We start from the raw sequence: 14,160 nt of genomic DNA, 5'->3' as shown, positions 1-14,160 counted from the left end.
GATGTTATGTCGCCGCATCATCAACTCGCCTGGCGGAACACGTGCGCTCCCGGGGAGCCTTCTCTCCTGCGAAACCCTGGCAAGTTACACCCAAGCCGACAATGTGGTTGAGCAGGCAAAAGCGGGAGCCAGACAGTTACTACAGGAGGCCAATGAACAACGTGAGCAGCTTCTGGAAAAAGCGAGTCTGGAAATATGGCAACGTGCCGATGCACAGCTCAAACGCTGGGAAGCCGAGCGCCAAGCCTTGTGTGACAACCTCGAGCAATACGCAACCTCAATTGCCAACCAGGCTATCTCCCTTCTACTTGAAGAAACACCCGCCCCCCAACGTATTAAGGCTCTGATCAGGCAACTGCTGGCGTGCCATGTGCCTGCAATTAAGGCAACGCTTTTATGCAACCCACATGAGCTTGAGACAGTCAGGCAATGCCTAGACAGTGACAGCGGTAATTGCTGGACGTTGCGCGCGGAAAATACGATTGAACCTCAAAACCTCATATTGAATACCGAAGAGGGCGACTTTCGTATTGACTGGACAGTCTTGATCAGCGCTCTCGTCAGACAGGATCCCCCCCTTTCGCACGATAGAAGCAGGCAGACGCTTTCCTAAAAATAATTGAATACAACTGGAACTATTTCGAAATAAAAACCAAGAAGAGGTACACCCCCTCATGGAATACCTCTATGAAATATTTAGACGGCTTCAAAGACAGGCTTCTAAGCGACGCCAGACATACTAAAAGGGAATACAACTACGCAGCAGAAAACAACTCTGGTTCGGAGGAAGACATCGGGCTGTTTTTCAATCTTTTACAGCGACACCGCACCTCCGAATACGTCTACCAAGAGCAAAACCGAGTGAAGCACATGCTACTGAAGTCCTGCCTGGATAGCGTGCCGTAAATTGAAAGAACTGTTTTCTGAATACCTGAGGAACGGCACCGGGGAATTAACGCTGTTCGAGAACGATGAAGCGGTTGTACTGCGTCACTGTTCGGGAACCCTGCTGCTTAGCGTTCAACTGGCCCGACACTCCCGGAATGAATCAATGCTGGTGAGCTGGATGCGTCTGGGCGCCGTCAGCCTGGCCCACTTTCAAGGTGCGCTCGCTCTGTCACCAGACAGCGGTGACCTCTGGCTGATCCATTGCGTGCCTAACCCACACGACGAACAGCATCTGCTGCACTGCATCGAGAGCCTGCTCAACCAACGCGATACCTGGCGCGCCACCGTCGCGCGCCTGAACAAACCCATCCATCAACTCAAACCTACCTGGCTACGTTCGTTGTTGCACTAAACAGGGAAACACCTATGCATAACACGATCTGCAAGCGCAGCGACTTGCGCATTAACTCGAGTGAAACTTCATCCAGACGTTTCAACTGGTCAAGTCTGGTAGCGCTCGCCTGTTTGCTGTCCCCGGCGCACTACGCCCTTGCCGCGATACCCCCCGAATGGAAAAACACCGCCTACGCCTATGAGGCCGACCACAAACCGCTGCGGGAAGTACTCGAAGACTTCGCCCAGACATTCGGCACGCAACTGCAAATCGAAGGCCTGCTGGAAGGCGACGTCAACGGCAAGATTCGCGCGAATACCCCACAGTCACTGTTGGACAGACTCGGGGTTGAGCATCGTTTTCAGTGGTTTCTCTACAACAACACGCTGTTCATCAGCACGCTGGACCAGCAGGAGTCCGCGCGCCTGGAGGTCTCGTCAGAGACGATTTCCGACCTCAAGCAGGCGCTGACCGATATTGGACTGCTCGATAGCCGTTTCGGTTGGGGTGAGTTACCGGAAGACGGTGTCGTGCTCGTCTCCGGCCCCAAGCGCTATATCGAACAGATCAAGCAATTCAGCAGCCAACGCCGGTCACCGGATGAAAAACAGAGCGTACTGAGTTACCCGTTGAAGTTCGCCAATGCGGCGGACCGCCAAGTGGATTACCGCGGCGAAAAGCTCGTCGTTCCCGGCGTCGCCAACATCTTGCGAGGCCTTTTGGAACCGCGTTCCCCGTCTGCGCTCACAGGCTTGACCCAACGTCCGGCCTCCCAGCCAGCGCCGCTTACGCCCAATGTGCCGCGGCTGGGCAATCCGTTGCTGAGCCAAATGCTCGACGCCAATGGCACCACAGGTCAAATGGCTCCCATGCCTGCATTGACCTCACGGGCCCCGGTATCCACGAGCGGAATCCGAGTCGAAGCCGACGTACGCAATAACGCCGTGCTGATCTATGATTTGCCGGAACGCCAAACCATGTACCGCGAATTGATCACCCAGCTCGACGTCGCGCGCAAGTTGATCGAAATCGATGCGATCATTCTCGATATCGAACGTACGCAATTGCGTGAATTTGGGGTGAACTGGGGTTTCCAGAACAGCCGCTTCCGCGGTGGCGTCAACATGGCGCCCGGCACCTCCTCACAGTTGTCGATTGATAACCGCGACCGTTTCTACGCCGATATCCGCGCGCTGGAAGCCAAGGGGCTGGCTACCATGGTTTCGAACCCCTCGGTGCTCACCCTGGAAAACCAACCAGCGGTGATCGACTTCAACCGTACCCAATACATCACCCCCGGTAGAGATTACGCAACCATTCTGCCCGTCACCGTAGGCACCAGCCTTCAGGTGGTTCCTCGGGTAACGACCGGACGTGGTGTTCACCAGATCCATTTGGCGGTCGATATAGAAGACGGTAATTTCGACGAGACCAATCCCGACCGAGACCCCAATCACCCTGATGTGCGCCGGGGCAAGGTCAGCACGCAGGCCGTGATGCGGGAAAAGCGCTCGCTGGTGGTCGGCGGCTTTCATGTCACTGACAGTTCCGACCAGCAAAAGAAAATCCCGCTGCTGGGGGATATTCCGTTACTGGGCAAGGCGCTGTTCTCTTCGACAGAACGCCACAACAATCGCCGTGAGCGTTTGTTTATCCTGACACCTCGCGTCATCGGGGACCAGGACGACCCGTCGCGCTACTTGCCACAAGACGACCAGGCCGAGTTGCAAGCTGCCCTCGCACCACTGGCCAGGCGCTACTCACCGCATCAGCCGGTGATCAAACGCAGTGACATCATCACCACGCTGGCGCGCTTGGTCAGTGGAGAAGTCCCCAAGGCTTTCAGCGCGGCACCGATGCCTCTGGCGCTGAACACCTTGTGCAGCACCCGTGATTTGCTGGCGCTGAACACCGACCGCAGTCAGTGGTACGCCGGCCCGGAATACAACGTGGCGGTGGTGGTGTTGCGCAACCAGTTCAAACGCAATGTGCGTATCGATGAAAAGGAATGCAGCAACTCGCAGACCCTGGCAGTCACCGTGTGGCCACGTGCCTGGCTCAAGCCGGGTGAAGAAGCCGAAGTATTCATCGCCATGCGCCCGGTAGTGAGAGATGAACACCTCAGCGTGCCCCGCCCCTCCATGATCACTCCAGCTCAGAAGGCCACGCCATGAAAAACCGACTGTTGTGCGTCATCCTGATTGGCGCAGCGATACTCTTCACCGGCTGTACGCCCACGTGCAAAGGTGATTCGTGCTCACGCCCGCAATCGAGCAAGGACAAGATGGTGATCTGGTGGCCGCCGCAGATGCGCGTCGAGCCCGCCCCCTCCGGTGAGCGGGCGGACTACCAGACGGTGTCATTGGAACGATGAGTTCCCCGAATATGCCCGGCGCCCCACGGCAGGTATTTTTCGACAACCTGGTGAGTGGCGCTGCTGCTCACCTGCCCCTGGCGCCCGGTATCAAGGTCTGCGCACAGCACGCTGGCCAGCGCCCTGGGGTGGCCTTGTGCATTGCGCGCGAGGCCCTGCAGGCTGGGCAATTGCAACAAGTGCTAGAGCGACGCTTTGAACAAGCGGTGGTGTTCGAGGGCTGCTTTATCTACCTCGATCCCCAGCACGCCCTGGTGATATGGCACGCGCTGCCGGCAACCGCCAACGCTCTCGACAGAATCCTCAGCCGGATGCTGTCGCTGGCCACTCTGCAAGCCTTGGACAGGTGATCAGCGCCGCTCAAGCTCGGGAAGCTCCAGGGTTTCGCGCTTGGCCTCATCATCGAGCTCGCGCAAGGTTCGGTAAATCAGCGCCACGGCCTGCAAGGTTTCCCGAGGGATGCTCGCGCCCAATTTTTTCGTGTAAAGCGTGCGAGCCAACCATACACATTGGATTACCGGCACGTCGGCCGCCTTGGCACGGCGGATCAATTTGCGGGCTTCATCGTCCGTGCCTTTACTCACCAACATCGGCAGCGGTGTCTTCCCCGGCCGGTAATACAAGGCGACAGCAAAGTGCGTCGGGTTGACCACCAGCATGTCGGACTCCTCCAGCTTGGGCAGCTTGACCTTCGGTTCTTCCTGGGCCAACTGGTACGCCAACGAACGGCGCTGCCCCTTCACATGAGGGTCACCCTCCATGTCCTTGTACTCTTTGACGACCTCCACTTGAGTCATGCGCATGCGCTTGGCAAAAAAGTGCTTGGACAGGATCAGGTCGACCAGCGCCAGCACCAGCAGCATGCCAAGGCACACATGCAGCAGATGACGGAACAGCGCGATCAACGCCACGATGTAGCTCTGCAGGTCACTGGTGGCCAGGTTGATCAACGTGCCCACCGAGGGCCGGATTACCACATACAGAATCAAACCGATAAGGAAGGCTTTCGTCACGCTCATCAACAGGTTCATCAACTGTTGGGCTGAGAACATTTGCTTGACCTGGCTGACGGGATTGAGGCGATTGAAATCCATCTTCAGGGCCTCCGGCGCAAACAGCAGCCCGAACTGCATCCAACTGCTGATCAGCTTGGTGGTAATCGCGACCCCGACCATCAACAGAGCAAAGGAGAAGAACACTCCCAGCCCGTCGAACAGCACCTCTTCCAGTGCACGCGTGAAGGGCTGATTCAAACGTGATATCGGCAACAACATCAATTGCTGGAAGCGTTGCAGGCTGGTTTCAGCGGTGAATAAGGCGATTTCACTGATGGCTGTCAATGCCAGCAGCTTTGCAACATCCTGGCTTTGGGCGACCTGGCCTTTCTTGCGTTGGTCACGCAGTTTCTTGGCTGACGCCGGGTGCTTTTTTTCGCCGGAATCACTCATGGGACCGCGACCTTGATCAACTGTCCCAGCACGTGTTTGAGGTCACCCAGCGAACCCATGCGTCCGACGATCAAGTCCTGCAGCAACGCAAAGTAGAGCAGCAGAATACCGATACCCGCGAGGCTTTTGACCGGTGGCGCCAGCGTACTGACCTGCAGTTGCTGACTGTAGACCCCCAGCAACGCGATGCCGAACTCCAACAACAGCAACACCGCGATAAAAGGAGCGGCGTAGAGCAGCATGTGCGTGAAGGTATCGCCCAGCAAGTCGATAAACAGGCTCATCCCATTCTCTGCCGGCAGCGGGAACCAGACGGTGGGAGGCCAGATCAGGTAACTGTCCCAGATCACCTGGGTCAACGCGCCCAACCCCAAGGTAGTCATCAGCAGGAAAATCGCCAATTGCTTGAACAGATGCCCCATCGGCGTGGCATCCGGCCCCAGTGAAGGATTGAGCTGACCGCCGGCCAATGCGCCGCGTTGGTTATCCAGCAACGCCCCCACTCCCTCGAACATCCAGAACGGCATCGACAGCAGTACCCCCAGCAATAATCCCAGGGCCACTTCCTTGAGCACCAGCGCAGCCAATATCAGCGCCGAGTAGTCATGTCCCTCCAACGCTGCATGAATACCCGGTGCGGGCAGCAGTGCCATGACCATCACGATGGTGACCCGCAACCTGCCACGTATATGTTGAAAACAGAACGCCGCGACCAAGATGCCACAGGGATAAATACGCGCCATGCCGATGAGCAGGCTGGGCAAGAACTCGAGATACAGCAGCACGGGCGATACCTCAATTCAGGGCCGAGCGGCCGATCATTTCGAAGGTCAGGTTGATCAGCTGGATCAACTCAACGCCGATCCAGCGCCCGGTCATGATCAGCGTGACACCCACCGCCACCAACTTGATACCAAAGGGCAGAGTCTGGTCCTGTATCTGCATCAGCGCCTGCACCAACGACGTCAGCACCCCCACCACCACCGCCACCATCAGCGGCGGCGCCGTCAGCACCACCACCAGCAACATGCCCTGTTTGAACAGCACGATCGGTTCCATAGGCCACTCAGAGATAGGAGAGGAACAAGCTGTCGAGCAGGCGTGACCAACCGGACACCATCACGAACAACAGCAGTTTGAGCGGCAGGGAAATGGTCATTGGCGAGACCATTTGCATGCCCAGTGCCAGCAGCAGGTTGGAGACAATCAGGTCAATGACAATGAAGGGGATGTAGATCAGAAAGCCGATCTCGAACCCCGCCTGCAGTTGCGACAGGACAAAGGCCGGGACCAGCAGGATCAAGTCTTCGCGCTGGACCTCCTGTGCCATTTTCGCCGGCCACAGGCGCGCGGTATTTTCCAGCAGATGGGTCAGTACATCCGGGTCCACGTTGCGCAGCATGAATGCACGCAATGGTTGGATAGCCTCACGTCCCGTCTGCAAAAAATTGGTCACGCTGCTTGTGTCCACGGGCGAGGCCTTGATGCCCTCGGCGATCTCGTAACCGACCGGTGCCATGATAAACAGCGTGGCGGCCAACGCGATGCCATTGACGGCCATGCTCGGCGGCACCTGCTGCACACCGATAGCGTTGCGGGTGATCATCAGCACGATGACAATCTTCAAGAACGATGTGCAAATGATCAGCAGCATTGGCATCAACGCCAACGCTCCCACAAACAGCGCCAGGATGAGGGGATCGATCCCCTGGAATGTCATCGACCGAACATCACGCGGGACAACTGCAACCCCAGGCGCCCGTCTATTTCGACCAATTGACCCTGGCCAATCGGCCGGTCGCCGTAATACAAGCCAGCCATGCCCGGCGCATAACCGCCGATGCCGAGCACCGCGCCAGGCGCAAGGTTACGCAATTCGCCCAGGGTAAGGTTCAACGTGCCACAACGTACGTTCAGCGCCATGCTCAGCTCATCGAACGGTTCGTGGCCGAATACGTCCATCACGGGTTCATCCTCTTCATGCCCGGCGTAATGGGGGGCGATGAAATCTTCGTCCATAGACGTGTCCTCGATTGAAGTAAGGGTCAGGCACAACGGCCCGCTGTCATCGTCAATGCGCCCATGCAATCGCCGTGTACCCGCCTGCACGTAGCCGCTGCCCTGGACTAGAAAACAGGCCTGTTCAAAGACCAGCACATCGCCTACACGCAGGTTGCGTGCTTGCGCGATCGGTAACTGCAGACGCCCAAGGACCACCGCAATCGCTAACCGAAACGACGCTGGCATCGGCCTGGCGATGGCGCGCCAAGGTCCGGCATCGCATAGCGCTAGAAAGCTCTCCGGGGCCAGCCACACATACCCCTCGACCCGGGTTGTCCCCAGGATCACGCTGATTCGACAGCCGAACGCCTTGGGTCGAGCACTCTCCAGCAATCGCACATAGCCCAGCAGGGCCTTCACCTGCGGACTCAAGTGGAGCTGGAACAGCGGCCAGAACCAGGACTCCGGGTCGTTGCCGGACGGCGCCAAGACCACCGGACATTCCCCCAGCAGGCTGAGCAACGGCCCGGCTTCGGCGAGCGCCAGCACGCCGCACACCGTTTCGAAGCAAAGAGCTTCGCCACCCGCGGGCGCGCGGCCAGGTTCGAGCAGCAACTGACCGTTGCGCCCTGCCACTTGGAACGGCAGGCACAAGCCACGCCCCAGTCGACGCCGAGCGGCGACCGAGTCGCCCTTGATCAACGGCAATGCGAGCAGTGGCACGATCATGCGCAACTGACATTGGGCAGAAACAGGCTGACCGGCTGTCCCAGCGTCGCCGCAAACCGGTCCTCACACTGTTGCCGCACACCGCTGAGCCAGCGCACCGTCGCCTTCTCTTCCGCATCCAGCTCGACATTCCAGGCGCCCTGTTCCCGGCGCACACTGGCGTTGATCCGCCCAAGGCGGGGCAAGTACAGGACTGCCTGAAGCGGCCACTGCGAGGCAGCCTGCATGCGCGGCGCCAGTTGCTCGGCCAGCGCCTCGATCATCGCCGGGCCACCCGACGTCCTGGTTCGTGCTAGCGGGGTACCCGCCCCAGAGCCCTCACCGTCATCAGCCCACAATTGGGAAAACAATCGCGTTAGCTCCGCAGGAACGACACCCGCCATTCCCGGCTCTCGCTCTTCTCGCGCGTCACGCGGACGGGGCCGCTCGGCGGGCTTATCTGAAACCTGGGTCATGTCGGCTCCTGCGCCAGTAAAAGAGATAACTCCTGAAGTTTTTCCACCTGCCGCAGGCAGGCGGTGACCTGCTTCTGGGCTCGGCCGACGCAGGTCTGCTTTTCTTCCTGCTGGCCCTGCAAGGCTTCCAACTGCCCCATGCCTCGCCGCGTAACGGCAGACAAGGAACGCTCCTGCGCCCCCCAGGACTTCAGCGCCTGCAGGTTCAATACCTGGCCCTGGTGCTGGCTGAGCAGTTGGGCACTGCGCTCGGCTTCATCGCGCCGAGTCTGTTCAAGTGCCTCCTCGGCCTGCCGGATAGTGGCAAGCAGAGCCTGCTGGGCGCGCTTCGCCTCACGCAAGGCTCGCTCGGCCCGATCTGCCCGGTGCCGACGCAGGCGCCGCAGCGTCTCGACTTCGCCAAGCAGACCATCAGAATGGGACATAGGCGGTCAGCTCCTTGAGTTGCTCCAGCGTCGCAGCCATCGGCGCAGGCTCACGCAAGTCCTGGCGCAAGAAATTATCCACAGCCTGGCGACTGTCCACCGCCAGGTCGGTCAAGGCATCGCTGCCGGGCTGGTATTCCCCCAGCTTGAGCATCAGTTCGATCTGTTGATAGGCCGACAACAAGCGTCGCAACGCCGTACCCGCCTGAATATCCGCAGGCTCGGCCACGTTGCTCAGGATCCGCGACAGACTCGCCAGCACATCCACTGCGGGATAGTGCCCGCGCTCGGCCAACTTGCGAGACAGCACGATATGACCGTCAAGCAGCGAGCGGACTTCATCGGCCACCGGATCGTTCATGGAGTCCTGCTCGATCAGCACCGTATAGATCGCCGTGATTACCCCCGCACGGGTCAACCCGGCGCGCTCCACAAGACGCGGCAGCAGGCTGTATACCGATGGCGGCAGACCGCCGCGACCGAGAGGTTCGCCGGCGGCCAGACCGATTTCGCGCTGGGCCCTGGCAAACCGGGTCAGGGAGTCGATCAGCAACAACACACGCAGCCCCTTGCGCCGATAACCTTCAGCCAGTGCCGTCGCGGTGAAGGCCGCGCGGGCTCGCTCCATACTGGATCGGTCGGACGTAGCGCACACCAATACGGCTTTGGAGCGCAGCTGTTCATCGAGTTCATGATCGAGAAACTCACGCAGCTCGCGGCCCCGTTCGCCGATCAGGCCGAACACGATGACATCGCAGTCCACGTTACGGGCGATCTCCGCCAGCAGGGTGGTCTTGCCGCACCCGGCGCCGGCGAACAGGCCCACGCGCTGGCCTTCACCCAACGTCAGCAGGCCATCGATCGACCGCACGCCGGTGGCCAGCGCGCGGTTGATGCGCGGGCGCTCAGTGGGCAGCGGCGCCTCACACAACACCGCACTGGTGTCCGGCAAATCGGCCTCGACAAACGCACCGGGGCCTTCTCCCGTGATCGGCCGCCCGAAACCATCCAGCACTTGCCCCAGCAATGCCTCGCTGACCTGAACCCGATGCGCGACGCCAAGACGCTCCACGCCAGCGCCCACCTGCACCCCCTCCAGATTGCCCAGGGCGCTGAGTACCGCGTCCTGCTGATCAAAACCGATGATCTCGGCCAGCATGTAGTCGCCCGGCTTTTTCTCGACCCTGCACAAGTCACCGATACGCGCCTGGGGCAGCCGGCACTGGAGCAACATGCCATTGACGCGCTGGATGCGCCCTCGCATCGTCACCGGCGCGAAGGTGGCCAGCGACTGGACTTGACGCTGTTGCCAGGCCTCCAGGCGTGCTTGCATTTCCGCACTCACCAGCGCACCTCATAGCGCTGTTCGCCATCGAACACCACCTTGCTGTTGTCGATCAGCACCAGGCGCAGGCCGTCGACTTCATCCCCGACAAACAGTCGGCTGCCCTCCTCCAGGACCACGTGTCCATTCGGCCCGCCCACGATCTGCACAATCTTGAACGGCAACGTCCCATCGCGTACGCGCACACGGCTGATCACCGGGACCGCGCTGTCGAACTGCTCGCCAAAACGGCTGAGCATGCGCGCGACCAGTTCCACATCATCCTGTGAGACATCCCCATTGAGCGCGACCTGGCCATTGACCACTTGCAAGCTGACACGCTGGCTCAATTCACGTTCACCGAGCATCTTCAACAGCTGCTGGCGGACCTCAAACGGCGAGGCCAATTCGTGCTTCTGCACCACAGGCGGCATCAGGGATGCCTGAGCCTCAGGCTTCCCGGTGGACGCCATGCCCACCACGATGAAGATCACCGTCACCACCAGCACCAGCGTGATCAGGCGCTTCTGCTGCGCGTGGGAGATGGCCGACAACTTAAGCACCGGCACCGGTTCACTGATCCGTGGCGACACAGCCGGTGCGGGGGCTGGGGCCTGGGGCCAGGGCTCATCGGCCAAGGTGACGCACAACCGCACGTTCCCCACCGAAAACGTTACGTTCAGCCCCAGGTGCGCAATTTGCGCCAGCACCTGACCATCGGCATCCTGCAACAACCCGGCCTCAGCCTGCACCGACCAGTTCGAGTCGACAAGCCGCAACCGGGCATGCTGCTCGGCGATGCCAGGGTCATTCAGCACCAGGTCAGCATCGGCGTGGGCACCGATGCTCCACTGCTCCCCGAACAAGGGCAGCGCCGCTCCCTGATGCCGCCCATCAAGCACGCGCAACTCGAACATCATCGAGCCCTCCGTGCTGAACAAAACCGAACCGTCATGCCACCGCACCGCGCATCAATTCGTCCAGGCCCAAGTCAAAGCGCCCCAGCACCTTGACCTTGGAGGCGCTGCCCAACTCGGCGAAAGACAGCACCGGCACGTGGTTGAACTCCTCCAGCAGCAGCGTGCGCAGCGGGCTGCGCAAATCCTGTGCGACCAGCATCACGCTCTTGAGTTTTGGCCGTACGGGAAAAGCTTGATTGAGCAGGCTGACCAACACCGCACTGTGTTCGTCATCAAGGGCGAAGAACACCCCCGTCTGAGTCTGGCGCAGCGCCTCACGCAGGATGTTTTCAGTCTGCGGCGACAACAGCCAGGCATGCAGGCCGTCGGCTTCGCTGTACTGGTGGTAGATCTGTGCCTTGAGCGCGATGCGCGCGTAGTCGGCCAGCGCGTCCGGCTCACGTTCATGCTGGCCGTACTCGATCAGCGACTCGACGATCAGCCGAACGGCGCGCAACGGCACACCCTCGCTGGCCAGGCGTTGCAGGACCGCCGAAAACCGCGACAGCGGCATAATCCGCTGCAGCTCCTGGACCAGTTCCGGTTGGTTGTGTTCCAGCCAACTGAGGATCGACTTGCTTTCCTGGATCCCCAGGAACTGCGGCCCGCTGAGCATCATCGCCTGCTTCATGCGCTCGACGATGAGGCTCGCCGCGGTGAAGCGCTCCAACTGCGGATCATCCAGCAGCGGATCATCCGGTGCCAACCAGAGCCAATCCTGTTCATCGCGCTCTACCAGCCCCGCAATGGCGTGCGCCGGCTCAACCGACAACGCCTTACGCTCAACCGCCACATGGCTGACAACCGATGCCTTGACCATCGGTACTTCGTGGACACAGAAACGCATTTCATCGTCGGCCAGTGAGTCGTCGAGTTCCACCTCAAACGGTGGCAGCGTCAGGCCGATATTGGCGACCAGTGCATTTCGGGCCTGGCGAATCGAGTGAACAAGATCAGCCACCTCAGGCGTCCCTCGTATCACCGGGGAGAATTGCAACAGATAGGGTCTCGACGGATCAAACCCACGCAAATCCTCACTGCCGTTCTCTTCGGGACGCACCGCTTCGGCGGTTTCAGCAGCGGGCTGTTCCTGCCGTTGACGCTGGCGCATCAGGTAGTACCCCAGGCTGCCGGTAACCAGCGCAATCAGAATGAACACGCCCGTCGGCATGCCGGGTACCACGGCAAAGGCGAGCATGCCCACCGAGGCGATCATCCAGCTCTTGGGTTCGCTGGTCATTTGCCGGGCGATTTCGGCGCCCATGTTGCTGGCGCCCCTGCGTCCGTCCGGCGCCACACGGGTGATGATCATGCCGGCGGTGAGGGAGATCAGCAGCGCCGGGATCTGTGCGATCAGGCCGTCGCCGATGGTCAATACCGAGTACAGCGATATTGACTCGGAAGCGCTCAGGCCATGCTGGAACATGCCCGTGGAGAAGCCGCCCAACAGGTTGACCACAACGATGATCAACCCCGCGATGGCATCCCCTTTGACGAACTTCATCGCGCCGTCCATGGCCCCAAACAGTTGGCTCTCACGGGACAATTGTTCCCGTTTGTCCCGCGCTTGCATGCCGTCAATCAAGCCGGCACGCAAGTCGCTGTCGATGGACATCTGCTTGCCGGGCATCGCGTCCAGGCTGAAACGCGCGGCCACTTCGGCCACCCGCTCCGAGCCTTTGGTGATCACCAGGAAGTTGACCAGGGTCAGGATCAGGAAGATCACCATCCCCACGGCGAGGTTGCCGCCAACCACGAAATTACCAAAGGCCTCGACGATATGACCGGCGTCCTGCTCCAGCAGGATCAGGCGCGTCGTGGCAATCGACAGCGCCAGGCGAAACATGGTGGTCAGCAGCAGTATTGACGGAAACGATGAGAACGCCAGGGGGCCTGGCAGGTACAACGCCAACACGATCAACAGGCATGAGATGCAGATATTGAGCGCGATCAGGATGTCCACCAGCCAGGTGGGCAGCGGCACGATAAAGATGAAGACGATGGCCATCACCACCACGGCGCCCAGCACTTCTGCGCGTTGCGCGACCTTGAGCAGAAAGCTGTTGATGGCCGAAAGCGCAGTCACGCCATGCCCCCCAGCTCAGCAGGAAGACGCGCAGGGCCACGTGTCACCCGATCCAGTTCGCCGATCACGGCCAGGAAACCACGCAGGGTTTCTTCGCGTACTCGACTGTCGAGCCATATCGCCAATGGCAGTTGCTGGACCAGCGGATACAGTGCATTGAGGGCCAACAATTGCTGGGGGCTCGAACTGCCCAACAGGTCGCTCCCGAGTCGCAGTATTTCAGCAGCAGCGATACCTGCACCGGCGTAACCCAGCAGGCGTTGCAGCAGGGCCACGGCATCATGATCGATACCCAGGCGTTGGAGCAGGGCGTTGCAACCGGTCAACACGCCGCTCAACTGTCCACAGCTTTGCAGCCCCAGTAACAGGGTACGCAGCATCGGCGTAGGCAGTGATGACACCTTGGCCGCGATGTCGTCCGCCAAAGCCTTGCGCATCATCTTGAGCCCTTCGGCAAGCCGTTCACCGCCATACACCCCCAGCAGCGCCTGCATCATCGTCGACAACGATTGGCGTGTGACCACACTGGCGTAGTAGAGCGCACGCAGCGCCTGGCGCTCCTGTGGATCGGCACTGCCCGCCTGCAGCGCCAAAGCAATGTTCAGGCCTGCCTGGATCTGCCCTTTGAAGCGGACCTCCAGCTTGGCGATGGCATCACGGGCCAACGCCGCTTCCGATGGGCGCACTTCAGCGTCTGCCTGGGTTGCCACATATTTGAGTACCACGAATGCACGCGCGGGGTCCCCGCCAGCCAGCGACAGCAATTTGTCGACACTGGGATGCTGCAGCAATTGCCAGCGGATGCGGCGCGAAAGGCTCGCAAGGGTCGCCTGGGCAGGGTGCCCCAACTGATCATAAATTTGCGCAAGCTGTTCGGCCGGAGGCACGCGCACGCTCATCTTCCGCTGACTCAAGGGCTGGCTGTTGTTTTGCACTTCCAGGCTGAACAGGTGAGCGAGCTCATCCAAGCCCGGAACTGGCACCGGCGTGGAGGTCTGGCTGACAGCAGGTTGATCCAACTGCTGGACGGCTGGCACATCCGGGGAAGATTCGACTTTCATGGACAGACCTGAACAG

General features: G+C 60.2%; 17 protein-coding genes. 6 read left to right on the top strand and 11 right to left on the bottom strand.

Annotated features, from left to right (window positions below; translation table 11 throughout):
- Position 1: 1 nt before the first annotated feature.
- The 6 genes from sctL to AC4PS7_RS00245 all read left to right on the top strand — a co-directional run bounded on the left by sctL (position 2) and on the right by AC4PS7_RS00245 (position 4,006).
- Positions 2-613 (top strand): type III secretion system stator protein SctL, encoded by a 612-nt coding sequence (gene sctL / locus AC4PS7_RS00270; protein ID WP_305375496.1) that lies wholly within the window; start codon positions 2-4, stop codon positions 611-613.
- 74 nt (positions 614-687) lie between these two features.
- Positions 688-906, top strand: coding sequence for a hypothetical protein (locus AC4PS7_RS00265; protein ID WP_010213328.1), 219 nt, complete (start codon positions 688-690; stop codon positions 904-906).
- A 1-nt stretch (position 907) separates the two neighbouring features.
- A complete protein-coding gene (locus tag AC4PS7_RS00260) occupies positions 908-1,300 on the top strand; it encodes a CesT family type III secretion system chaperone (RefSeq protein ID WP_029529247.1) in 393 nt (130 codons plus the stop codon).
- Between the two features lie 14 nt (positions 1,301-1,314).
- Complete coding sequence (gene sctC / locus AC4PS7_RS00255; protein ID WP_492179023.1) at positions 1,315-3,456, top strand: type III secretion system outer membrane ring subunit SctC; 2,142 nt, start codon at positions 1,315-1,317, stop codon at positions 3,454-3,456.
- Entirely contained in the window at positions 3,453-3,656 is a 204-nt protein-coding gene (gene hrpT / locus AC4PS7_RS00250) for an HrpT family type III secretion system protein (RefSeq protein ID WP_010213331.1), read from the top strand. Before sctC ends, hrpT begins: the two co-directional genes overlap by 4 nt.
- Before the next feature lie 11 nt (positions 3,657-3,667).
- Positions 3,668-4,006, top strand: coding sequence for a hypothetical protein (locus AC4PS7_RS00245; RefSeq protein WP_010213333.1), 339 nt, complete (start codon positions 3,668-3,670; stop codon positions 4,004-4,006).
- Here the strand turns inward: AC4PS7_RS00245 and sctU are convergent, their stop codons facing one another.
- The 11 genes from sctU to sctW all read right to left on the bottom strand — a co-directional run bounded on the left by sctU (position 4,007) and on the right by sctW (position 14,144).
- On the bottom strand, positions 4,007-5,104 hold the full coding sequence (gene sctU, locus AC4PS7_RS00240; protein WP_010213335.1) for a type III secretion system export apparatus subunit SctU: 1,098 nt from the start codon (positions 5,102-5,104) through the stop codon (positions 4,007-4,009).
- Positions 5,101-5,889 carry a type III secretion system export apparatus subunit SctT gene (gene sctT / locus AC4PS7_RS00235; protein WP_010213336.1) on the bottom strand — a complete coding sequence of 263 codons (789 nt, stop codon included), beginning with the start codon at positions 5,887-5,889 and terminating at the stop codon, positions 5,101-5,103. The genes sctU and sctT overlap by 4 nt, the downstream gene beginning before the upstream one ends.
- A gap of 10 nt (positions 5,890-5,899) precedes the next feature.
- Complete coding sequence (sctS, locus tag AC4PS7_RS00230; protein WP_010213339.1) at positions 5,900-6,163, bottom strand: type III secretion system export apparatus subunit SctS; 264 nt, start codon at positions 6,161-6,163, stop codon at positions 5,900-5,902.
- Positions 6,164-6,170: 7 nt separating this feature from the next.
- Positions 6,171-6,824 (bottom strand): type III secretion system export apparatus subunit SctR, encoded by a 654-nt coding sequence (gene sctR / locus AC4PS7_RS00225; protein WP_021491941.1) that lies wholly within the window; start codon positions 6,822-6,824, stop codon positions 6,171-6,173.
- Positions 6,821-7,834: a FliM/FliN family flagellar motor switch protein gene (locus tag AC4PS7_RS00220; protein ID WP_010213342.1), complete on the bottom strand. Its 1,014-nt coding sequence runs from the start codon at positions 7,832-7,834 to the stop codon at positions 6,821-6,823. Before AC4PS7_RS00220 ends, sctR begins: the two co-directional genes overlap by 4 nt.
- The gene (locus tag AC4PS7_RS00215) at positions 7,831-8,097 is read right to left on the bottom strand and encodes a type III secretion system HrpP C-terminal domain-containing protein (protein WP_010213343.1); all 267 of its coding nucleotides are present in this window, start codon (positions 8,095-8,097) and stop codon (positions 7,831-7,833) included. Before AC4PS7_RS00215 ends, AC4PS7_RS00220 begins: the two co-directional genes overlap by 4 nt.
- Positions 8,098-8,285: 188 nt before the next feature.
- Complete coding sequence (sctO, locus tag AC4PS7_RS00210; RefSeq protein WP_010213344.1) at positions 8,286-8,714, bottom strand: type III secretion system stalk subunit SctO; 429 nt, start codon at positions 8,712-8,714, stop codon at positions 8,286-8,288.
- Positions 8,701-10,047 carry a FliI/YscN family ATPase gene (locus tag AC4PS7_RS00205; protein WP_198729527.1) on the bottom strand — a complete coding sequence of 449 codons (1,347 nt, stop codon included), beginning with the start codon at positions 10,045-10,047 and terminating at the stop codon, positions 8,701-8,703. Before AC4PS7_RS00205 ends, sctO begins: the two co-directional genes overlap by 14 nt.
- A gap of 8 nt (positions 10,048-10,055) precedes the next feature.
- Entirely contained in the window at positions 10,056-10,955 is a 900-nt protein-coding gene (locus tag AC4PS7_RS00200; protein ID WP_305375765.1) for an FHA domain-containing protein, read from the bottom strand.
- A gap of 34 nt (positions 10,956-10,989) precedes the next feature.
- Positions 10,990-13,083: a type III secretion system export apparatus subunit SctV gene (sctV, locus tag AC4PS7_RS00195; protein WP_137205940.1), complete on the bottom strand. Its 2,094-nt coding sequence runs from the start codon at positions 13,081-13,083 to the stop codon at positions 10,990-10,992.
- Positions 13,080-14,144 (bottom strand): type III secretion system gatekeeper subunit SctW, encoded by a 1,065-nt coding sequence (gene sctW, locus AC4PS7_RS00190; protein WP_010213348.1) that lies wholly within the window; start codon positions 14,142-14,144, stop codon positions 13,080-13,082. The genes sctV and sctW overlap by 4 nt, the downstream gene beginning before the upstream one ends.
- Between the last annotated feature and the right edge of the window lie 16 nt (positions 14,145-14,160).

Source organism: Pseudomonas sp. DW-iso3, from assembly GCF_058725305.1.
This window is presented reverse-complemented; position numbering and strand designations above follow the sequence as displayed.